The organism is Alkalicoccus saliphilus, from assembly GCF_003044065.1.
GTDB lineage: Bacteria > Bacillota > Bacilli > Bacillales > Salisediminibacteriaceae > Alkalicoccus > Alkalicoccus saliphilus.
The window spans coordinates 73753-96572 of record NZ_PZJJ01000009.1 but is presented as its reverse complement, the minus strand read 5'-3'; the positions used below and the strand labels follow the sequence as shown (position 1 = coordinate 96572).

Annotated in this window: 19 protein-coding genes; 1 reads left to right on the top strand and 18 read right to left on the bottom strand. The window is 47.3% G+C overall.

The genetic code is table 11. From position 1 onward, the window contains the following. Positions 1–8: 8 nt before the first annotated feature. The 14 genes from C6Y45_RS07510 to C6Y45_RS07440 form a co-directional block, all read right to left on the bottom strand. Positions 9–1028, bottom strand: coding sequence for an extracellular solute-binding protein (locus C6Y45_RS07510; RefSeq protein WP_107584614.1), 1020 nt, complete (start codon positions 1026–1028; stop codon positions 9–11). Between the two features lie 263 nt (positions 1029–1291). Continuing rightward, positions 1292–2215, bottom strand: a complete 924-nt coding sequence (locus tag C6Y45_RS07505) for a diacylglycerol kinase (protein ID WP_107584613.1) — start codon at positions 2213–2215, stop codon at positions 1292–1294. A 451-nt stretch (positions 2216–2666) separates the two neighbouring features. Then, a complete protein-coding gene (locus tag C6Y45_RS07500; protein WP_107584612.1) occupies positions 2667–3110 on the bottom strand; it encodes a hypothetical protein in 444 nt (147 codons plus the stop codon). A 394-nt stretch (positions 3111–3504) separates the two neighbouring features. Beyond that, positions 3505–4938, bottom strand: a complete 1434-nt coding sequence (gatB, locus tag C6Y45_RS07495; protein WP_107584611.1) for an Asp-tRNA(Asn)/Glu-tRNA(Gln) amidotransferase subunit GatB — start codon at positions 4936–4938, stop codon at positions 3505–3507. Next, the gene (gene gatA, locus C6Y45_RS07490) at positions 4935–6410 is read right to left on the bottom strand and encodes an Asp-tRNA(Asn)/Glu-tRNA(Gln) amidotransferase subunit GatA (protein ID WP_107584610.1); all 1476 of its coding nucleotides are present in this window, start codon (positions 6408–6410) and stop codon (positions 4935–4937) included. Before gatA ends, gatB begins: the two co-directional genes overlap by 4 nt. A gap of 13 nt (positions 6411–6423) precedes the next feature. Then, positions 6424–6714 carry an Asp-tRNA(Asn)/Glu-tRNA(Gln) amidotransferase subunit GatC gene (gene gatC, locus C6Y45_RS07485; protein ID WP_107584609.1) on the bottom strand — a complete coding sequence of 97 codons (291 nt, stop codon included), beginning with the start codon at positions 6712–6714 and terminating at the stop codon, positions 6424–6426. A gap of 312 nt (positions 6715–7026) precedes the next feature. Continuing rightward, positions 7027–8262, bottom strand: coding sequence for a CamS family sex pheromone protein (locus C6Y45_RS07480; protein ID WP_107584608.1), 1236 nt, complete (start codon positions 8260–8262; stop codon positions 7027–7029). Between the two features lie 383 nt (positions 8263–8645). After that, positions 8646–10658: an NAD-dependent DNA ligase LigA gene (gene ligA / locus C6Y45_RS07470; RefSeq protein WP_107584607.1), complete on the bottom strand. Its 2013-nt coding sequence runs from the start codon at positions 10656–10658 to the stop codon at positions 8646–8648. A 2-nt stretch (positions 10659–10660) separates the two neighbouring features. Continuing rightward, entirely contained in the window at positions 10661–12892 is a 2232-nt protein-coding gene (pcrA, locus tag C6Y45_RS07465) for a DNA helicase PcrA (RefSeq protein ID WP_107584606.1), read from the bottom strand. Between the two features lie 69 nt (positions 12893–12961). Then, complete coding sequence (pcrB, locus tag C6Y45_RS07460; RefSeq protein ID WP_107584605.1) at positions 12962–13645, bottom strand: heptaprenylglyceryl phosphate synthase; 684 nt, start codon at positions 13643–13645, stop codon at positions 12962–12964. A 31-nt stretch (positions 13646–13676) separates the two neighbouring features. Further along, complete coding sequence (locus tag C6Y45_RS17840) at positions 13677–13910, bottom strand: hypothetical protein (protein ID WP_107584604.1); 234 nt, start codon at positions 13908–13910, stop codon at positions 13677–13679. 691 nt (positions 13911–14601) lie between these two features. Continuing rightward, positions 14602–14910 (bottom strand): YerC/YecD family TrpR-related protein, encoded by a 309-nt coding sequence (locus C6Y45_RS07450; protein WP_107584603.1) that lies wholly within the window; start codon positions 14908–14910, stop codon positions 14602–14604. A 49-nt stretch (positions 14911–14959) separates the two neighbouring features. Next, complete coding sequence (locus C6Y45_RS07445) at positions 14960–15952, bottom strand: DUF3048 domain-containing protein (RefSeq protein WP_218017799.1); 993 nt, start codon at positions 15950–15952, stop codon at positions 14960–14962. A gap of 43 nt (positions 15953–15995) precedes the next feature. Continuing rightward, positions 15996–17744 (bottom strand): adenine deaminase C-terminal domain-containing protein, encoded by a 1749-nt coding sequence (locus C6Y45_RS07440; protein WP_107584601.1) that lies wholly within the window; start codon positions 17742–17744, stop codon positions 15996–15998. Between the two features lie 532 nt (positions 17745–18276). Between C6Y45_RS07440 and C6Y45_RS07435 the strand changes: the two genes are divergently transcribed. Continuing rightward, positions 18277–18861 (top strand): LOG family protein, encoded by a 585-nt coding sequence (locus C6Y45_RS07435; protein ID WP_107584600.1) that lies wholly within the window; start codon positions 18277–18279, stop codon positions 18859–18861. Positions 18862–19009: 148 nt separating this feature from the next. Here C6Y45_RS07435 and C6Y45_RS07430 read toward each other — a convergent pair whose 3' ends face one another. The 4 genes from C6Y45_RS07430 to C6Y45_RS07415 form a co-directional block, all read right to left on the bottom strand. Continuing rightward, a complete protein-coding gene (locus C6Y45_RS07430; protein ID WP_107584599.1) occupies positions 19010–19795 on the bottom strand; it encodes an SDR family oxidoreductase in 786 nt (261 codons plus the stop codon). 102 nt (positions 19796–19897) lie between these two features. Beyond that, entirely contained in the window at positions 19898–20677 is a 780-nt protein-coding gene (locus C6Y45_RS07425; protein ID WP_245922609.1) for an energy-coupling factor transporter transmembrane component T family protein, read from the bottom strand. Then, on the bottom strand, positions 20664–22253 hold the full coding sequence (locus C6Y45_RS07420; protein WP_245922608.1) for an ABC transporter ATP-binding protein: 1590 nt from the start codon (positions 22251–22253) through the stop codon (positions 20664–20666). The genes C6Y45_RS07425 and C6Y45_RS07420 overlap by 14 nt, the downstream gene beginning before the upstream one ends. After that, complete coding sequence (locus tag C6Y45_RS07415; RefSeq protein WP_245922610.1) at positions 22204–22806, bottom strand: ECF transporter S component; 603 nt, start codon at positions 22804–22806, stop codon at positions 22204–22206. The genes C6Y45_RS07420 and C6Y45_RS07415 overlap by 50 nt, the downstream gene beginning before the upstream one ends. Positions 22807–22820 lie beyond the last annotated feature (14 nt).

The following is a 22820-nucleotide window of genomic DNA, read 5'->3' as shown; positions in this document are numbered from 1 at the left end:
TGCGACCCTTACTGGTAGCGCTCTCTCCACTGGTTACGTACATCATCGTAATTATCAACTACCCAGTCGATATCGAGGTCCATCGCACTGTCCTGTAACTCGTCCAAAGTAAGAGGTGATTGAGATTCTACATTAGGATCCATAGGAATATGCTTCCAGTCAGCTTTGATTTCCTGTCCTTGTTCTGACAGCATAAAGTCTATAAACTTCTGTCCATTTTCAGGATTCGGCCCATTTTCTACAAGGGAAACTGGATTTACAAGAATGGGAGTGTTTTCGGGAACATGGAAATCAACCGTTTCGCCTCTTTCCTGCATCTGATAAGCCATAAAGTCGAAACCGACTCCCATTTCTGCTTCACCAGTTCCTGTTGCCTGTGAAGGCGCTCCACCAGAGTCCGGCATCGCATTCATCTGCTCATACAGCTGATCAAAATACTCCCAGCCTTCATCTTCACCTTTTTCCATTAATTGGCTCAACACGAGAAGGGTAGCTGTTCCTGACGCTGCCGGGTTTGGCATCTGCAGTTCGTTTTCCCAACGCTCATCAAGGAGGTCGTCCCAAGTTTCCGGCAGTTCATCCTCATCTACGAGCTCTGTATTGTAAACAAGTCCAAGAACAAACACTTCTACACCTGTCCACATCCAATCTTCGTGCCGTACCTTAATATCATTTTCATAAACATCCCAATCTGACACAGCTTCCGGAGTGTATGGTTCTATAAACCCGTGTTCAATCGCTGATTCAAAAGGAAGAATGCCTCCCCCTCCATACCATACATCCGCCTGCGGATTATCCATTTCGGCTATCATCTGATTAACAAGGTTGTTTGTTCCGGCGTAGCTGACGTTTACCGTAATACCAGTTTCTTCTTCAAAAGCCTGAGCCAGCTCTTCCGTCATTTCCGGCGTTTCAGGAGAATAAACTGAAACACTTCCCCCACCTTCATTGCCTTCATCACCATTCCCACCACAGGCAGTCAAGACTCCTAAAGTTACTGCGGATACTGCTACACTAAGTTTCTTCATAAAAAACCCTCCTATTTTATGTATGCGCTTGCACATAGCATTAAAAAAACACCCTCCTGCATGCATACTTCTTCCTATGACAAGAAGAAGTTACACGTAAGAGGGTGTCTCATATTCTCTACCCGACTGCGCATATTTTTATTAAGCTATGAATCATAGTATAGATCAACTAAACCTTTAATTCAAGCAAAATGTTAAGATTTTTTGAACTTTTTAAATATTAGATTAAATTATTGATAATTTGTTGTTAAGTTAATTCAACTTTATAAATTTTTATCTTCTAAAAAACAGTTGTGCTTCTGATCCGGCACCATCATTGTAAAATGCCGGTGCAGATTAACAAACTTTTCTTTAAGCGCTCCCCCGTGCTCGCCGTCAAGGTTCAGCTCCAGCCGGTCTTCTGCCTGGATCTCGATATCAGCTGCCTGCACGTAAAGGACGCGGTCATCTTCCAGATGATCTCCCCGAAGCGCTGCACCTGCGAGACGGACGACATCTGCCAGATTCGTCTTCTTAACAATGATGAGATCAAACAATCCGTCATCCAGGTAAGCGTCAGGAGCAAGTTTTTCAAAACCACCGACAGAATTTGTGTTCGAAACGAGAAAAAGCATGATTTCTCCTTCGAACAGCTTATTATCGTAATTAATTTTCACGTACGTCGGCTTAATTCGCGGCAGCTTTTCAAAGCCTTTCACGTAGTACGCCATCTGTCCCATCATTGTTTTCAACCGGCTCGGCACTTCATAGGTGAGTTCTGTTAAAGTTCCTGCTCCGGCGATGTTAACAAAATACTTCTCCCCTACGCGTCCAATATCAATCTTTCTCTGTTTTCCTTCGACAAGTGTATCGCAGGCTTCTACAATATTTTTAGGGATATGCAGCGCACGTGCAAAGTCATTTGTTGTTCCACCGGGAAGAAGCCCCAGCAGCGGCCGGTGGTCTTTTTCCGCCATTCCGTTGACAACTTCATGAATCGTACCGTCCCCGCCTGCTGCAATCACAAAATCAAATCCGCGGTCACAGGCGAGGGCAGCTGCCTTTTTAGCACAGTCCGGTCCTGTGGTAGCATGAGTGGACGTTTCGTACCCCGCTTTTTCCAGTGTTTCCAGTATGTACGGCAGATGTCTTTTAACCTGCTCCCTGCCTGAAGTTGGGTTATATATCAGTCTTGCTTTTTTTACCATGTCACATCCCCCAGATTTCTCCTCAGTATAATCCAGCTCATTATACCACAAATACTGGATGAACAGCACGCAAAGTAAAGCGGCCCCATGCTATTGCTTCTTTGCACGGGACCGCTTATGTTATCGATTCATCATCCATTAATTAATGTTTTCCTCCTTTCAGCCAATTATGTGTGGATAAATAAAACTGTGTCCGATCGCATCTCTCCTTTCACTTTCTGCAGCTGATCCAACTGCTTACGAAGAGTATATTTCATTAAATATCTATTGTAAATATTCAGAATTATTAATTAAATAAAACCTGCTTCTTCATTCTCTTTTTCCCTTCCTTTTTCTTTCGCTTGCTTATTTTTTCATTTACTGGCTGCAATTTTATTCGGAACGTAAAAAAACCTGCCGGGTGAAGGCACCTGACAGGCTCAGTCTAACCGTATAAGTTATGCTATCTTTCTTATTCAGCGGTTACCCGGACACGTGGCTGTTTATACTTTCTGATCGAGCGGAGCATCATTGTATAAAGCAGGCGCGCTCCTGATGCTACAGCCATAACAATTATAGAGAGCCCGAGTGCCGAAAACGTGATGTCCTGAATCGTACTGCTTAAAGCAGCCGTATACATCGCAAACAGCATCACCTGGATTAATGTCACGAGATAAGGGAAAATAATCCGCTTCATTCTCTGCTGGACTTTTATAAGTTTCAGCCAGTCAATAATCTGCACCGGAATAATCCAAAGAAACACAGCAAATGAGAAAAGCAGCAGTGCTGACCATGAATAAACAACAATTTCCCCCTGCATGACAGCAGAGACTGTATGAATAAGGAGAGCAATGCCTCCTGTTAATAACGCAGCGTAAACAGCAGTTCGTACAAGAAATGTACCGAGAATATTCATTTAAAAACAACCTTTCTATCCGTTCATTTGAAACGCACGCCCATAATTATAACGATGCTGCTTCCATGAGTAAACCGGCATAGCAGCAGTTTAAACAGCTCTCCAGCGTTTCAGTGACAGCCAGATAGGATAGATCCCTGTCTATAGTAAAATACCTCGTTTATTAAACGCTTTCACTATGCGAACTGGTTCAACTGGTATATAAACGAATTTCATAAATACAAATCAAGATTGATAATATGCTCTCTTTTGCCGACTGAAAAAGCCTGAATAACTTACTTGAACCACTCCCCCCACAGCAGAAAAAAAAGGCACCGGGGCCTGAGGACCCGGTGCCTTTTCACCGTATTGATTAAACGGCCGAAAAAATGAGCCGTATAATTAACATCCTATATTACCTTTTATCGATCTCTTCCTGCAGCAGGCTGTTGACGAGCTGCGGGTTTGCTTTCCCTTTCGATGCTTTCATCACCTGGCCGACGAGAAAACCGATCGCCTTGCCTTTTCCATTTTTGTAGTCTTCCACCGACTGGGCGTTCTGGTCCAGCGCGTCGTTGACCATGCTGCGTATGGCTCCTTCATCGCTGATCTGTACAAGCCCTTTGTCTTCAACGATCTGCTTGGCGTCGCCGCCCTTTTCAATCAGTTCCTTAAATACTTTTTTAGCAATTTTAGAAGAGATCGTTCCTTCTTCAATCAGCTGAATCATGCCGGCTAAAGATTTTGGTGTGAGCGGTACGTCCTGGAGATCTTTGCCTTCCTGATTCAGATAGGCATTCACTTCCCCCATCAGCCAGTTGGAGAGCGGCTTGGCTGGAGCACCTTCTTCCAGCCCTGCTTCGAAGAAATCACTCATTGCTTTCTGCTGGGTCAGCACACCGGCATCGTACTCCGGCAGTTCATACTTTTTAATGTACCTTTTTTTACGTGCGTCCGGAAGCTCCGGTATTGTCGCACGGATTTCTTCTTTCCACTCCTCTTCGATATACAGGTTTTCCAGATCCGGATCCGGGAAATACCGGTAATCGTCAGAGCCTTCCTTTGTGCGCATGAGAAGGGTCTGTTTCTGGGCATCATCCCACCGCCTCGTTTCCTGACGGAGAGTCTCACCGTTGTCGACTGCTTCTCTCTGGCGTGTTTCTTCATAGGCAAGACCTTTTTGAACATGCGCGAATGAATTGAGGTTTTTCAATTCTGTTTTCGTTCCGAATTCTTTCTGGCCTTTTGGACGAATGGAGATGTTGGCGTCACACCGGAGGGAGCCTTCTTCCATCTTACAGTCGGATACTTCCGTGTACTGCATAATCGCCTTCAGTTTTTCCAAATAGGCATACGCCTCTTCCGGCGTGCGGATATCCGGTTCGGAAACAATTTCTACAAGCGGAGTTCCTACGCGGTTGTAGTCGACAAGAGAATAGTTCTCTCCGTCCACATGGGTCAGTTTGCCGGCGTCTTCTTCCAAGTGAAGACGGGTAATACCGATCCGCTTTGTTTCACCGTTCACTTCAATGTCGATCCAGCCGTTTTCTCCGATTGGATAATCAAGCTGGGAGATCTGGTAGGCTTTCGGATTGTCCGGATAAAAATAGTTTTTACGGTCAAAAACGCACATATCGTTGATTTCACAGTTGATAGCCATTGCAGCCTTCATCGCGTAGTCAACAGCACGTTTATTAAGTACCGGCAGCACCCCTGGATGTCCGAGACAGATGGGACAAGTCTGCGTGTTGGGCGGCGCCCCGAATTCAGTGGAACAGCCGCAGAATATTTTCGATTCTGTTTTTAGTTCGACGTGCACTTCAAGACCTATAATTGTTTCATAACTCATGCGTGGGCACCTCCTTTGAATTGAGGAGCATGCTTAAAGTTAACAGCCTGCTCGTAAGCATGCGCCGCCCTATAAATGGTCGCTTCATCAAAATGACGCCCGATAATCTGCAGTCCGACCGGCATGCCGTCGGACAAACCGCACGGTACGCTGATAGCCGGCACCCCTGCCATATTGATTGGAATCGTCATAACATCATTGGCATACATCGTCAGTGGATCGTCGACATTCTCACCAATCTGAAAAGCCGTCGTCGGAGAAGTTGGTCCAATGATCAGGTCATAATTCAGAAAAAGATCCTCAAAATCCTGTTTTATTAACGTTCTTACCTTTTGTGCTTTTAAATAATAAGCATCGTAAAAGCCGGCGCTTAAAGCAAAAGTACCGAGAAGAATCCGGCGCTTTACTTCGTCCCCAAAACCTTCTTCCCGTGACTGTTTATAAGTTTCGATCAGATTTTCCCCTTCGCTCCGAATCCCATACCGGATCCCATCGAAACGGGCCAGATTGGAAGAGGCTTCCGAAGAGGCAAGCACGTAGTAGGCTGTCATGCCGTACTTTGTATGCGGCAGGTTGACTTCCTCCACCTTGGCACCAAGTTCCTTAAGAACTTCCAGTGCTTCCCATACACGGTCACGGACACCCTTTGAGACACCTTCTCCCATATAGTTTTTTGGAACTCCGATGCGGAGACCTTTAACATCTCCAGTGAGAGCTTCCAGATAGTTCGGCACTTCTTTACCGACGCTTGTAGAATCACGCGGGTCGTGTCCGGCAATCTGCTGGAGCACGTAGGCGTTGTCTTCTACAGAGCGGGTAATCGGTCCAATCTGGTCCAGGGAAGAAGCAAAAGCTACCAGTCCAAAACGGGAAACCCGTCCGTATGTCGGCTTCAAACCGACCACTCCGCAGTAGGCAGCCGGCTCGCGGATGGATCCTCCTGTATCAGAGCCTAAAGAAAAAGGAACTTCCCCTGCAGCCACCGCAGCAGCAGAACCTCCGCTCGATCCGCCTGGTACGTGACCAAGGTGCCAAGGATTTCGGACAATTTTATACCCAGAGTTTTCATTGGACGAGCCCATCGCAAATTCATCCATGTTCAGCTTACCTATCATCACCGTTGAAGCATCATACAGTTTTTCAACGACGGTGGCATCATGAACCGGTACAAAGTTATCAAGAATTTTACTCGCACATGTTGTACGTACTCCCTTAGTAACCATGTTGTCCTTTATCCCCATCGGCAGGCCAAAAAGAACGTTATCAGCATCCGCCTCACCATTTTTCAGCTGTTGATCCAGCTCTTTCGCTCTCTCCAGAGCATTGTCCCGGTCCACATGCAGAAAAGCACCGATCTGCTCATCCACTTCTTCAATACGTTTCAGGGATGTTCTTACGAGCTCCTCTACAGTCGTATCCCCATTATGTAAACGGCGGCTTAGTTCTTTTAATGAATAATCAAATGGTTCCATGCTATCCTGCCTCCTATTCCAGTACGGAAGGTACTTTTATCTGTCCATCTTGTTGAGCCGGTGCGTTTTTCAGTACGTCTTCCTGGGAAAGCGACGGCTTTACTTCGTCCTCCCGCATTACGTTTCTTACGTCAACAACGTGGGATGTAGGTTTAATATTGACGGTATCAAGTTCATTGAGCCGCTCTGCAGCGGAAATAATATCATCCAGCTGACTTCCGAGATGCTCGACTTCTTCCTCCTGCAGCTGCAGACGTGCCAGATCAGCAACGTGACGAACCTGTTCTTTTGAAATTCGTTCCATCTATTTCTGCCTCCTTATATCACTGTATTCGCAATAGTATGATGATACCAGAGAAGCACCGGATAGGCAATCAGCACGGGCTTTCCGAAAGCCTTAGACAGTGATGGATTCAAGTTTCTATGAAACCTCGCCCTCTCCGTGTCACTGTTATTCATCAACCATTAACTCAGGCTGCTTTTCTGTGCCATTATTCCGCTTATACGTGCCTGAGCGGCTGCTCCTCTCCCGAAATGCTCCCTAAAAGTCTCGCCGGGATTTTAAAAGCCTGTCAGAGCGGTGTCTGACAGGCTTTGGTTCATGGGAAGCCGTATTTTATCTGTATACGTGCATCGTCGGCTCTTCTCCAGGGTTTTGAATAATGACGGCTTCGCGTCCTTCGACCGAATCGATATACACATAGACCGGTGCCTGAGATTGAAAAACATCTTCCAGCCTGCTGGAAATATACTGGGTCAGGGCAATGACTTCAGCTTTTCCGTGAGACTGCAGATTAATTTCCACTTTCATTTCATCCAGCGTCCCGTCTTTATACCGCCCTCTTCCAATGACGCCGGCAGGGTAATCAAAAAAGTCACTGATGTTTTCCTTGAATTCACTGAAGCGCTCTGCGGCTGCCGGATGTTCATCCCGTGCAGCGTTGGAAGGAAATACGAAATTCTGCTCGTTGATCGAATCCCATCCGGAGAGCTCCGTGTCTCCGGAACCCGCTTCAGCTGTCCGTTTGAATGTTCCCGGGTTCACAGACCCCCGCGGCTGCTCGTGAAAAATGGCAAAGGTTACCGGAACGTTCTCCAGTTCTTCAACAGACCGCATACGTTCCAGCATTTCATCGGCAGCATCCTCGGCGTAGTCGAGCGCCGTCTCTTCATCTATTGCCTGCTCATGGAAATAGTAGCCGTCTTCATCTTCGGTACGGAAATAATACACAGAACGTACAGAGATTCCCATAACAACTCCGCTCAGTTCCACGTCTTCATCGTCTCCGGAATAGTAGTTATGTTCAATAATATTAGATAGAATAAGCGGGGCTTCCCTCATCGCTTCTTCGTCATCGTCTGCGTCGGCGAGCGGCGGGTTAAGTCCCGCTGACTCCTCTACTTCATGCTCTTCCTCCACAGATTCATAGGCTTCGTCTTCGTCTTCATCCAGATCTTCCTCATCCTGGGATGACTCGTATCTTCGGAGCCAGCTGTTCAGCACTTCCCCGCTGAGATTATCCCCTTCCTGAAAGTAATAATCTTCCGGGGAAAATGTTCCCATCGCTATTTCCATCAGACCTAGCTCGAATTGTTCGATGTCGACCCGGTTATTCATCGCATGAGCGGTATTACCTCTTGCATCGCTGCGTATGTAAGTGCCGCCTTCCAGCACATTACGATAATAATTTTCTGACGTATTCAAAGAGGGGGTAATAACGTATTCTTCTTCCTCTTCTTCCTGCACATCTTCCACCATTTCCGGTTCTTCCTCATTTTCCTGCACTGCCGGCGAACATCCTATAAGAAATCCAAGCGGTATGAGCCCCGCTGCCATCCATACATTTTTCATTTGTTACACTCCACCGCCCCGTTTGTTTTCTCCCTGCATTTTCTCACAAACAGCACCGACAATCCAGCTTCTTTTCACAGTATAAACTAAGTAATCATTCTTAAAATTCAGTTCTGTCCTGACAGGACATGATCTTTGCCGCAGACTGTCACAGTGCCTGCCTTCATTCTGTCTGCCAAAATTCATCAATTATCGGAAGTCACTTTTACATTTTTGTACCGCTGATATATCAGTGATTCCCATGGAAGCTTCAGACCTCCTGCACTTCTAAAGCGGAGTTCTGTCCAGCAGCCACGAGCGAACAAAGCCTAACGAGAAAGGAGCTCCTGGTGCTTTAAAAAACAACCAGGAGCTTTTAAGAAACCGCAGATTAAACAAGTCTGCTATTCCCCGCTCTTCAGTTTTTCGATGAAAGTCTGTTCGTCCCACACGCTTATTTCCAGGTCTTCCGCTTTGTCGAGCTTCGAACCGGCTTTTTCTCCGGCTACGAGCACGTCGGTACTTTTCGTAACGCTGGAAGTTACTTTCCCACCGCGGACTTCAATTTCCTGTGCTGCTTCTTTTCTCGTCATTTCCTCCATAGATCCGGTCAGTACAAAAGTCTTTCCGGAAAAAATTGAATCTTCAGGAGCTGCGGCAGGTTTCGGCCCGGTGTAAGTCATGTTGATTCCCAGATCTTTAAGCTCTTTCAAAAGCTGCTGTACTTCTTCGTGCTCAAAGTAGGCAACGATGGCATCTGCCATTTTTCCGCCTATTTCATTGACGGCGGTAAGATCTTCCACATCCGCCTCCTGCAGTTTTTCCATAGTTTCAAAATGCATCGCAAGCGTCTTCGCTGCTTTTGACCCGACGTAGCGGATACCAAGACCGAACAGAAGTTTCTCAAGCGAGTTGTTTTTTGTTGCTTCGATCGCTTCCAGCAGATTATCGACCGATTTCTCTCCCATACGTTCGAGCTTCAGAAGCTCTTGGCGGTCCAGCCGGTACAGATCCGCTACATCTTCTACAAGTTCGTGTTCAAAAAGCTGCGTGATAACTTTTTCACCCAGGCCGTCGATATTCATGGCGTTCCGGGAGACAAAATGAATCAGACCTTCCCGGATCTGTGCCGGGCACTTTGGATTTACGCAGCGCAGAGCTACTTCTCCCTCGATCCGAATCAGTTCGCTGCCGCATTCCGGACATTCTGACGGCATGACAAAGTCTTCTTCTTCCCCGGTCCGCTCATCGGACAGCACACGGACGACTTTAGGTATAACGTCTCCTGCTTTTTTTATAACAAGCTTGTCTCCGAGCTTCAGGTCCTGCTCCCGGATCAAGTCTTCATTATGAAGCGTTGCCCGCTGAACGGTACTGCCGGCTACACTGACAGGATCAAGAAGAGCAGTCGGCGTTACCGCCCCCGTCCTTCCGACATTCAATTCTATGGATCGGAGCCTTGTTACGACTTCTTCTGCGGGAAATTTATAAGCGGTTGCCCAGCGGGGATTTTTGGCTGTGAAACCGAGCTTCACCTGATCTTCCAGCTTATCAACTTTCACTACGATTCCATCGATTTCGTACGTAAGGTCCTGCCGTTTCTCGAGCCAGCCTTCACAGAACTCTATCACGCCTTCAATCGAATCAAACTGGCGCGTTTCCGGGTTCACCTTAAATCCAAGCTCTTTCGCGTATGACAAAGCATCGTGATGGGAAGTCAGCTGCTGGTCTGAAAGCTTCCCTACAGAATAAATAAATATGTCCAGATGCCGGTTGGCTGCAATTTTAGGATCCAGCTGTCTGAGAGAGCCGGCTGCTGCATTGCGGGGATTGGCGAATGGTGCTTCTTCTCTTTCCGCTTTTGCTGCGTTCAGCCGTTCGAATGATTTCTTCGGCATAAATGCTTCTCCGCGTACTTCAATAGAAACCGGTTCTTTCAATTTCAAAGGGATGGAAGGGATCGTCCGAAGATTGGAAGTGATGTCCTCTCCCGTTTCTCCGTCTCCTCTAGTAGCACCGAGTACGAATTTCCCTTCTTCATATTTTAAATTCACCGCCAGACCGTCAATTTTCACTTCGCAGCTGTAGACCGGTGCGTAGCCGAGCCCGTCCTGGACCCGGCGGTCGAAATCACGCAGTTCAGCGGCATCAAAAGCATTGGATAAAGACAGCATCGGTACGTCGTGCTGCACTTTACGGAAATAGTCGAGCGGTTCTCCACCGACGCGGACTGTCGGTGAATCTTCATGCTGATATGCCGGGTGTTCTTTTTCCAGCTCCATCAGTTCCCGGAGCAGCTGATCGTATTCAGGATCAGATATTTCCGGGGCATCAAGAACGTAATACTGATAGGCATATTTTTTCAGCTGCTCTGTCAGCCGGTCAAGTTTTTCTTTAACTTCATTCAACGGGGCCACCTCTATTCTTTCGTAATCGGTGCGAATTTGGCGAAGAGCCGTTTCACTCCTGCTTCAGGAAAAGCGATATCCAGTTCGATATTTTCGCCGCTTCCTTTCACGCTGACAACAGTTCCGGTTCCCCACTTTTTGTGTGCGGCCCGGTCCCCGACCTTCCAGTCAAACGTGGCTCCAGCAGTCGTCGTTGTTCTTGGAGCAGCTGCACGTTTTCCGGGTCTGCGGGATGCCGGCTTTCCAGCTGGACCTGATGAACCACGTGAGGTCTGCCCCCACGGCAGCGCTTCTTTTTTCTCCGCCTCTGGCTGTTCTACCAGTTCCTGAGGCAGTTCATGCAGAAAACGGGAAGGCGGGTTCATGTTTGTTTTCCCGTACAGCGTGCGCATACGCGCCCGGCTGATAAACAGCTGCTGTTCGGCCCGCGTAATGCCTACGTAAGCCAGTCTCCGCTCTTCTTCCATTTCGGCTTCCTCCATCAGCGAACGGCTGTGGGGGAAAACCCCTTCTTCCAGACCGATAAGAAAGACGATCGGAAATTCGAGTCCCTTGGCGGAATGCAGCGTCATAAGAAGCGATTTTTCCTTCGCCTCTTCGTCTTCTTCATCCACCTGATCAATATCAGCAATTAAAGCAAGGTCTGTTAAAAACGCTGTCAGCGTCTTATCTTCACTCACGTCCTCAAATTCTTTTGCGACAGTGAGGAATTCATTGATGTTTTCCAGACGCCCTTCCGCTTCCAGGCTTTTATCCTGCTTCAGCATTTCGCGGTATCCGGTTTTTTCGAGCATTTCCTCAACAAGTTCCATTACAGGCAGATATTCCTGCATTTCCACCCAGCCCCGCAGCTGGCCGGCAAACTCCTGCAGCGTTTTTGTAAAGCGCGCACTGAGGTTCACCTGATCAATCTCCTGTACTGCATCAAACAAGGAAAGATCGTGGTGGGTCGCATACGCCTGAATTTTTTCCACCGTTGTCGGGCCGATTCCGCGCTTCGGAACGTTGACAATTCTGCGGAAGCTGATGTCATCCGCGGGATTCGAAATCAGACGCAGATAGGCAAGCAGATCTTTAATTTCTTTTCTGTCGTAGAATTTTGTACCGCCGATAATGGAGTAGGACATGTTCGATTTGACGAGCAGCTCCTCCATCACCCGTGACTGGGCGTTTGTCCGGTAAAGTACAGCAATATCCGATGGCTTGTATTTGCCGCTGTCGATCATTTCTTTCATTTTACCTACAACAAAACGCGCTTCTGCATGTTCGTTATCCGCTTCATACATAATGATTTTGTTTCCGTCTACATTTTCTGTCCAGAGATTTTTAGGCTTCCGTCCTGAATTTTTATCAATGACCGCATTCGCTGCGTTCAGTATGCGTTTAGTAGACCGGTAGTTTTGTTCCAGCATGACAACTGCAGCGTTGTCATAGTCTTTTTCAAAGGAGAGAATATTTTGAATATCCGCCCCTCTCCAGCGGTAAATCGACTGATCGGAATCTCCTACTACACACAGGTTTTTATGCCGGTCCGCCATCATCTGTACGAGCTTGTACTGGGCACGGTTTGTATCCTGATACTCGTCTACCATAATGTAACGGAAACGCCGCTGGTAGTACTCCAGTACTTCCGGAACCTGTTCAAACAGACGGATCGTCGTCATGATCAGATCGTCAAAATCAAGGGACTGATTGCGTCGCAGTTCTTTTTCATAGCGTTTGTACACTTCAAACACCGTTTCTTCGTAAAAACCATTCGCTGATTTACCGAATTCCGCAGCCGTTTTTAATTCATTTTTGGCACTGCTTATCGACCCAAGCATCGAGCGGGCATCAAATTTTTTCGGGTCGAGGTTCATTTCTTTAATGATCCGCTTCAGGACGGTCTGCTGATCTCCGGAATCGAGAATCGTAAAATTTCTGTTGAAACCGATGCGGTCAATATCCCGCCGGAGGATACGCACGCACATGGAGTGGAACGTGGAAATCCACATTTCTTCTGCTCCGGGGCCTATGATGGAAGCGACACGGTCCTTCATTTCTCTGGCCGCCTTGTTTGTAAACGTAATAGCGAGAATAGACCAGTGAGGTACTCCTTTTTCACTGATCAAATAAGCTATTCTGTGCGTAAGTACTCTCGTTTTACCACTGCCGGCTCCGGCCATAATTAATAGCGGTCCTTCATCATGCCTGACCGCTTTCTGCTGCTCCGGGTTAAGCCCGGTTAATAATGCATTTTTCATATTTTACACTCCAAACATCTGTTCTTAATTTTTATATTATATCTTACACCCCGGTCAAAGTACAGTTACCTACTGAACAGCACGGACGGTTTTCAATGCCTTTTTCAAATCTTCATAGATGATGTTTCCTACGACGATAGTATCCGCAGCCAGACTCATCTCTGCAGCCTGTTCGGGCCCGCTGATGCCACCGCCGTAAAAAAGCCGGGCATTTTCCAGAACGCGTCCCACTTCATTGACCAGTTCAGGATCACCATACATACCGCTGTATTCCATGTAAAAAATCGGCAGATGGAAAAGCTGGTCCGCCATTCTCGCATAAGCCGTAATATCTTCTTTATCCAGCTCTGTTTCAGCATCTGCTGCATGGGCCGCCTTCGCGTCCGGATTTAGAATACAATAGCCCTCTGCAAGAATTTCTTCATCGCCAATAAGGTGTCCGAATTCCTTCAGGGCACGGTGATGGAGTCCGATGATCCATGTTTTATGGCGGGAATTCAGGACAGAGGGGATTAAGTAATAATCAAAACCGGGGACCACTGCCTGCATCGTGCTCACTTCCAGCACGCAGGAAACACTGTAGCACCGGACCCGCATCAGCAGATCAAGCGTATTGTCTTCTGTTATTCCGTCCGTTCCGCCGATTATAACTGCGTCTGTCCCGGATTCACAGATTTTTTCGAGGTCTTCATCGGATATTTCCCTTGCCGGATCCAGTTTGAATACGTGCTTCCATTCATTGTAGGCTTTCATAAAAAATATTCCCCTTCATTCGATGAGTTTTTTATCTGTGCAATAGTATATCAAAAATCGGATCGGGACTCGATTGAAATTCTTTCTTCTTTGTACAATGCTGCCTTGAAAATAAAAAAAAGGAACGTTCGCTTTCGTTTCCATGGAGAGGCTTTCCGAGCGGGCCGGACTCAGCTAATTCTACCCTCCTGAACGGATCTTCGGCTCGGCCTTCATCGCTCTGGAGTTCCTCCATGTCCACTCCAGCTTCCGGTAAAACGACCACGTTCGATCGTCTTTTGAAGGAACAAGAAGAAGATGTAAAACGAACGATAGAGAAAGGTGTTTTCATCCATCATGGTTCAACAATTTTGCATAAGTGTCTCTGTTAAAGCTCCGGGTTCTCACGTAAAGAAAAGGAACTTGGCTTTCCAGCTTCTGATTATGCAAGGAAACTCTACTTAAAAAGCTGTTGGGGCGTTCCAAACGATAGTGGACTTTTAGGTTAAATTATCTTTTTTGTAATATATAACATATTTTTCACCAAAGGTGCGTAAGAAACAAACTCCGTGTTGTTATTCAAGGCTGCCTGCCGCTCTTTTTTCTTTGCTTGCCGCAGAGAAAGTCTTCAAGCTATCCCGTCCTTTTGTCAGGGAGGATCTTCATGCTTTCTTTGTCCGCAGGCGTCTCGAAAAATCACCTGGGTATCGGTTTTACGGAATTAAGAGCAATGCTCATAAAAAGCAGAACTTTTCTTTTCCTTTGAAGATAATAAGAAGCGGGAGTCGGCCCGTGGGAGAAGGAGATTGGAAGATCCCGCAGGGCGTAAGCAAAAGGAAGCTGAAAATCTCCTCCACGGCAGGCCGGTGGAAAGCGAAGTTTTTCTCCAGTTAGCAACAGCCGACTTTAACATAGCTTTCTACAAAAAAGCTGTTCTGCTGTACGGGGCCTCCCGTTCTGCAGAACAGCTTTTTTTATTATTCCCGGGCTTTTTCCGTAGCATAAACCCGGTCGAGCGTGAATTTGTATCCGTCGTTGCCGTAGTTGATACAGCGTTTCACCCGGGAAATAGTCGCAGTACTGGCACCTGTCTGCTGCTCGATACGCTGATACGTATCTCCTTCCATCAGCATCCGTGCAACTTCCAGCCGCTGGGCAAGGGACTGGATTTCATTCATCGTCGCCAGATCATCAAAAAACTGGTAGCATTCCTCTTTGTCTTTCAGGCTGAGGATCGCTTCAAATAGCTGATCCAGTTCTTTGCCTCGCAGCTTATCAATCTGCATGCTCTCACCTCACTTCCAAATTATCTTCCGCGGCGCGGGAAAAACGCCGTTATTCATAGGATACGTGTTCCTCCAGATCTTCCCGTACAAAGCTGATCCAAGTCATTCCGGGAAGAAAAGGAACAACTTCTCCATTCTGGACTGGAAGCAGGCGCCCCTCATTATTTTCCCATTCCAGTTCCTGAACATGACCATCCTGGAAAAGATACGCCGGCCCACCGCCCTCCGTATCTATTTCCCTTCTGCCGGAATCATCAATCACTTCATGGGAAGCTTCCACTATAAGCACATTTCGGGGAGAAGCAGGTTCTCCTGAAGCGGGGTCCTGATTTTCATTTCCACCGGCAGAACGAAGATAGCCTTCTGCTTCTTCCTCAAAATGAAATTCCATTTCATTACTGCTTCCACCGTAGGAAACCGAAATTTCCCCGGCTTCTTCCCACTCTTCCGGTACTTCCTCTGTGAAAGTAAGAGCTTCCGGTTCTCCTGTCCATTCATACCCGGTTTCCTCCACAGCTGCTTCAAGGTCATCATAGCTCGTGTACAGATTATGAGGAGCTACTCTTTCTTCCGAACGTTGAAAATATGTCCCCTCATACGCCAGTCCGCTGAGATAGTCCACTTCTCCACGCTCCATCATATCGAGGGCATCGGGACTTCCGCCGGCTGAAGCGAAAATAGTATCATAGCCGTTCCCGAGATCAATATAATAGCTTCTCGCACTCCGCACAGGGCCGATTTCTTCCGGGCGCGTGCTGTGATAAATGGCTAAAAGACGCGTGACATTTCCCTCAGCAAGTACTTCATAGACAATATCTGCTTCATGAAGACCGGACTGTGGTCGGGCGTCACTGGAATTCCCAAGCATCACGCCTAGCGTCCGGTGGGTCAGCTCTTCGTCGGAAGGAACACCTGTAAGCGGTGCCGTGTCGTCCGTTTCCTCTGTATCGTTGTTCGTTTCATTGTTATTCTCTGAACAGGCTGTCAGAAGTGCCACAAACAGAAAGCCGCTCCACAGGTATACCCCGGAAACCTTTTTCATATCTTCATCTGCCTTTCTCATATTGACCTTATACTTTTATAGTTTAACGCATAAGTGCGGGAAAGAGTACCCTTTTCTTCTTTACGTCCACAATCCCTTTCTGGGTTATCCGCACGTAGGGAAGATGGGTTGCTGAAAAGAAAAGAAGGCTGTAAATCGGATCACTGAAGGTGTATCCTCTTTCTTTGAGGGCCTGCCGCATGTCCTCTTCCTGGGATACAAGCCCTTCATCAAACGTTTTTTCGGAGAAAATACCACCGATAGGAAGGTCGATTTTTGTGACCTCTCCTTCTTTATCCATAAGAATAATTCCGCCCTTGTTTTCCTTTAACGCATAAAACGCCTCCCTCAGTCCCTGCTTGCTCTTTCCAATAAGCAGAATGTCACCTGTATTCGAAAAGGAACTGGCGAACCCGTGAATATTATTAGCAAAACCTTTTACGAACGTTGACACGTTCCATCTGCCGTTTCTGTCCAGAAGCACCATAAAGTTTTCATCGGAATCTTCCGGAAGTTCATCCGCAGCCTGGTTCTGCTTTGTCTGGTAAGGCTTCATAATGACCTCATTTACCATTTCCATTCCAAGCGGCATCGAAAAATGAAAATCACTTTCTTTTAGATCCCAGCTTAAATCCAGCTCTTCAAGACCGAAGGAGGCCCAGTCGATTTCTTTTTCCGGGAAGCACGGCTCGTGATTTTTTCTTACCCATTTCCCTTTTGCAAGTACATCACACGGCATCGGATTCTCCCGGCTTTCAAGGAGATTAATATTTGCAATGCGCCCCGGCGCCAGAATTCCGAGTACGTCATCCATGTAAAAATGTCTTGAAACGTTCCATGTCACCATATGCACCGCATCGATAAACGGCACCCCTTCATCCAGAGCGATTTGAATCAAGTGCTCCATCATCCCGTCTTTCATGAAGTGCGGAGGGGAACCGTCCGTCGTCATCAGGAGGGAATCGTAGGAATGGAGGCCTTCATTATGGAGCCCCCGGAGCAGCTCCGGAAGATCCGGCCGGATGGAGGAATAGCGAAGCGATGCTGTCAGGCCCGCATCAAGCCGGGCAAATACATCCTCTGCTGTCATCGATTCATGATCTCCGTTCACTCCGAGAAGTGCCATCTGCGTCAATGTTCTTCCACCGGCCCCCGGCAGGTGGCCTTCGATCGGCTTACGCAGATCCTTCGTTTCAAGCATGCTGTGAAGCATCTGCTCGTCTCCGTTTAATACCCGGGGCCAGTCAGTCAGCTCTCCTCCCTGAACAACATACGGGTGATTCAGCCACGCACGAATGTTGGCGTAGGAAAAAATATCTGCTCCGTTCTGCAGTTCTGTCTGAGGGTCAAAGCGGGCGAACCAGAGGAGCGATGCCGGCGTCCGCTGCAGTTCCTCAAGAAGAGACGAAATCTTTTCACGCGGAAGATGAAGCATAAACGGAAGATTGTCTCCTATAAGCGTCGTCGTCCCCCGCTCGGCCGCAAATTTCGCCAGTGTCAGCGGATTATAAAGCTGAAACGGGTGTGCATGGTGCTCAATATACCCCGGTACAGCAAATTTTCCTTCTGCAGGAACAATTGTTGTTCCACTTGTATCTGAGGGCATTTCCTCTCCGATATATATAATCCGGTCGTAATAAACCCAGATGTTGGCTTTGATCCAGGAACGACGCATACTGTTTAAATACGTCACGTTCTGAATAACCATCGTCGGAGGAATTTCTTCTCTTACTGCTGCCAGCTGTTTTTTTATTTGTCTTTTTGTCCAATAATGGGAAAATCCTTTCATCATCGCATATCACCTGCACAACCTTCACTGTATGTTTTCAATTTCACAAACCATTTCAAAAAAAAAAGCGGATAACCGCCGTAAATTGTCAAAATCCTTTATTCACAACAAAGAAAACGTTTACATTATTGTAACACACCTTTATTGATATCCGCACGTGACAATTTTGTTACCATATTAGATTGAACTCCATAATTAGTTTCTGACTCTGTAAACAGCCGCCTTTGTTTTAATAGGCACTGTTCTTTATTCCGCAAAACCGGGATCAAGGCAGAGGTGCTGAGATCCTTCCGGAAGTCAGGAGAGCCGCAGCTGAGAGGGCACCTGGTTATGTCCCTCTCATCAACAAGCTATTTTCAAGGAAGCCTCCAAAACCGGCTCGTAACATCGGGAGATTCCGCGAAACCTCGATTAAACAACGTTCCTTTCATCAAAATTTCCTGCTTCTGTATAAAAGAGAAGTCATAATGCGTTAAAAATGTTAGAATAAAGGGTAAGCTACCTATTATACGGTTCTCAAAGGGGGAGTTGGAGAATGAAGCGACTTGCAGTATACAGTGGATCCAGCAGAGGCAAAAAACCTCTGTATGAAGAAGAAGCAAGAAAGCTCGGAAAAGTTCTGGCTGAACGGGAGATTGAACTCGTCTACGGAGGCGGCGCCGTCGGAATGATGGGTATCACGGCCAACGCAGCCCTTGCGGAAGGTGGAAGGGTTACGGGCATTATGCCAAAGATGCTTCAGGAAAGAGAAATTGCCCATCCAATGCTGACGGATTTAATCATCGTGGATTCCATGCACGAACGTAAATCCATGATGGCCGATACGGCTGATGCTTTTCTCGTTCTTCCCGGCGGTGCAGGGACGATGGAAGAATTCTTCGAAATTTTCACCTGGGCCCAGCTTGGTCTTCACAAAAAATCCATTGGTATTCTGAACATTGAGGAATTTTATGATCCAATGCTGAACATGCTGGATCACATGGTCTATGAAGGCTTTCTTCATGAAAGCTACCTGTCCATGATCCAGATTGGTACAGACTCTGCCCGGCTGATTGATAATATGCAGGAATATGAACCGCCCTCCCTCGAACGCTATATCAACGAACCGGAAGATGACTGATCCCTCCCCCTTTTATAAACAGCTCTGTCACTATCCTCCTTCGTCGCAATGGAGAAGCGGCAGAGACTTATAAACAACAGAACCCCTGCAGCTGCAGGGGTTCTTTCGTTATGCCAGTTTTTCCCGGCTGAAAGATCCGAAAATAAATCTATACTTTATCTTCCCATGTTTTCTTTTCGAAGTCCTTCATCTGATCTTCTGTATCCTGCGGATGGGCTGTTCGGAAGGCGTGCTGATCCGCTTCGATCACTTCGACCATTTTACGGATCATATCTTCCGGATCAAACTGCTCATCAAGGATTTTTTCCGTTTCACGTATCGATTCCAACTTCGTGAAGTTTTCGTTTTCATCGTACCATTTCCATTTTTCTTCAAACATACGGTCATTAAAGCCGGTTTCAAATGGTCCGGGATTAATAGTTGCAACCTGGACTCCGTGCTCTTTAAGCTCCGCTCTCATCGTCTTCGCGATTCCTTCCACAGCATGCTTGGAAGAGCTGTAAGCGCCAAGATACGGCATTGCTACAATACCAACGATCGAACTGAGGAAAATAATTTTCCCCTGCTTCTTCTCCACAAATTTCTTCGCGGCAATCTGGGCGTTTTCCAGCGTGCTGAATACGTTTGTTTCGTAAATTTCCCGTACCCGGTCCACCGGAATTTCCGAAATCGGACCACCTTCTCCAATGGCTGCATTGGCGACGAAAACGTCGTAATCGTAATCCTCAATAATTTTTTGATCTTTTTTATCTGTTACATCAAGCTTAATAACTTCCAGGTCCACTCCGGCAGCTTCCGCTTCTTCCCTCAGCGGGGTGACCTGGGAAATGATCTCGACCGCCGCTGTTACTTTATGTCCTTTTTTAGCGAGGCCGAGAGCAGCTCCTTTTCCGAGGCCGGTTCCGGCTCCAGTAATAAATATTGTTTTAGGCATTATACTTCCTCCTTGATCAGGCTTAAAAGTTTGATACCCTTCTGAGTCTTTCGTGAAACTTTCTTTAGGAAACAGAAATATTTTACCGGGCCTCAGCGGCGCTTATACAAAACGGTGTCCGAATATATTCAAATATCCGAGCTGGTAGGAAGCCAAAAGCGTAATAATGAGCGCTCCATTAATAACTCCAAAGAACATCCAGTCTTTTCTGCTGATTTTCATCTGATGGTAGTGCGTGCGGTCCGCTGAACCGGTAAAACCTTTCGATTCCATCGCATTTGCTGTTCGTTCCGCCTTCCGGATGGCATTGGCCATCAGTGGAATCGCGTAGCGCCTAAATTGATAAATTCGCTCGCGGATTCCTTTCGCCCGGCCGATCCCCCGTACCCTGTGTGCCTGCCTGAGCACCTGATATTCATAGCGGAACGTCGGCAGGAAGCGGTATCCCGCAAGAATTCCGAATGTGATTTTTGGCGGCAGCTTAAGCTGCTGCATCAGGCTCAGCATAAATTTTGTTGAATCCGTAGTCAGAATAAACAGGAGTGATAAAGACACAAAACACAAAGAACGAAGCGCCAGGCTGATCCCGACCATTACGGAACCGGTAGTCACTTCAAATCTCCAGACGGAAAACAGATGCTCTCCTCCGGCAAAAGCATCGCTCGTGTACAGCATCGTCATCCAGGCAAATCCGAGTGCGAGCAGAATAAATGGACTGAAAAACAGCAGCCACTTCTTTATCGGAATTCCGCTGAACAGCAGCGTAAAAGTTATCATAAATACGAGAAAGACGAGCGGGGTGAATACATCAAACGTAAAGCTGAGCAGGAGGCCTGGGATCAGGACGGTTATTCCTTTCAAGGCTGGGTTAATCGACGACACGATAAACCTCCCTCTCCCTTATCCGGTGCGGCAGGCGGAGTCTCGCCCGGGCAAGAAGTTCATCCTCTGTCCAGAGAGTTTCCGGCTTCCCGTTAAAAACTGCTGTTCCTTCCGTCAGTACCAGCACTTTTTCACAATATTTGTCTACAAGGTCCATATCGTGAGTAACAAAAACGATCGCCGTTCCTTTTCTCCGCAGTTCCAGTACGATTTTCATTAACTCTTCTGTCGTTCTGGCATCCTGGCCGAACGTCGGTTCATCAAAGAAAAGAATGTCCGGCGTTTCTTCCAGCATCGTTGCTACGCTCAGACGCCGCTTTTGACCGCCGCTTAAGGAAAAAGGACTCGCTTCGCGCTGCTCTGTGAGGTGAAATGTCTTCAGCAGCCGGTGCACATGGGCTTCTGCGTCTCGTTTCCCATTCAATTCCGGTCCAAAAGCGAGTTCCTCGAATACCGTATCTGTAATAAACTGATGTTCCGGGTTTTGAAAGACATAACCGCTCCGCTTTCTGAGTTCCCCTTCTTCCCAGTCGTTTATATTTTTTCCTGCAAACAATACTTTACCGCTTTCCGGTTCGAGAAGCCTTGCCATAAGCTGGAGAAGAGTCGATTTTCCTGTGCCGTTTTCACCGGTTACTGCCGCAAATTCCCCTGCGCGCATGGAAAAATTAACATCCGTCAATATTGTGCGGTCTTTTCTTGAGTAAGACAGGTTTTCCACACGAATAATTTCTTCCTCCCGGCTTTCAGGAAGGAGCAGCGGACTTTCCGGTCTTCGGAAAGTCTGCGGCAGGTAAACACCTTCCTGTATCAGCAGATCCTTCTGCTGCAGATAGATCTGGTCCGGAGAGCCATCAGCTTTCATCCTTCCATCTTTCCCAAGCAGGAGCACACGCTTTATAAACGGCATCCAGTCATCCGGCTGATGTTCTATCACCATGACTGCACACCTGCGTTCCCGCTGCACAGCGGCTGCGAGCTCGGCAAATTCCAGGCTGGAAACAGGATCCAGATTGGCGGTAGGTTCATCCAGTATTAATAGATCCGGTTCCATAAGAAGTACAGATGCCAGGGCAATTTTCTGCTTCTGACCTCCGGAAAGCTCGTGAATCAGCCGGTGCTTCTGCTCTGATAGACCTGTTTCCAGAAGCACACGATCGATTTTCTGCTCCATTTCCTCTGATGGAACTTTTTGATTCTCCAAAACAAAAGCCAGTTCATCCTCTACTTTCATCATGCAGAACTGACTTTCCGGGTCCTGAAAAACAACACCGATGCGCTGACTCAGCTCTCCTTTTTCGTAATCTTCCGTTTTTCTTCCGTGAATTCGGACAGCTCCTTTTTTAGTCCCTTCCACTGCTTCCGGATAAAGACCGTTCAGGCAGAGTGCAAGCGTACTTTTTCCTGAACCGCTCGCTCCTGCCACGAGAATAAATTCTTCTTTTTCCAGTGCAAACTGCAGGTCTTTAAGAAGCATATCTTCCTCGTAGCCGAAAGAAAACTTTTCCGCCTCTACTAATGGTGTATTAAGATGCTTTACGCACACGTTTTTTCTGCCTCTCCTTTCCCAGCGCATAGCCGCGGAGAACGCCTGTAGCCGCCAGCTGATCGCTGATCCACTTACCAAGTACGCCGGCAAGAAGAGCTCCGCTGACAATTCTGACGAGCAGTGTAGCAATAATCAGCCCCGGGGTTAAAGCTGCCAGGCCGGATTGGAACCATCCCCACGCATAGCTGAACACTGCAGCGGACATTCCGGCGGCAACCAGCACTGTAAGGGAGTAGTTTTTCCATTTCGTAGCGGCAAATGCTGCTTCTGCTCCCAGCCCCTGAATAGCTGCTGAAATGATCAGCTGCGGGCCGGCTGGACTTCCGATCAGCACTTGTACAATACCAGCGATCAGCTCCGACCAGAACGCCGCTCCTTTTTTTCTGATGACATACGCAGCGATAATCGAAACGATAAACCAGATGCCAAAAATTACTTCGTAGCCGAACGGAGCCAGACCGAACGGCGTAAGAATGTTTCTAAGCCCCTGTCCGAAAAAATAAAAACCAAGGTAAATAAAAGCAAACACTACACCGAATATAGACATCAGAACAATTTCTTTCAGTTTCCATTCTTTCAGCAGCATGCTCTGTT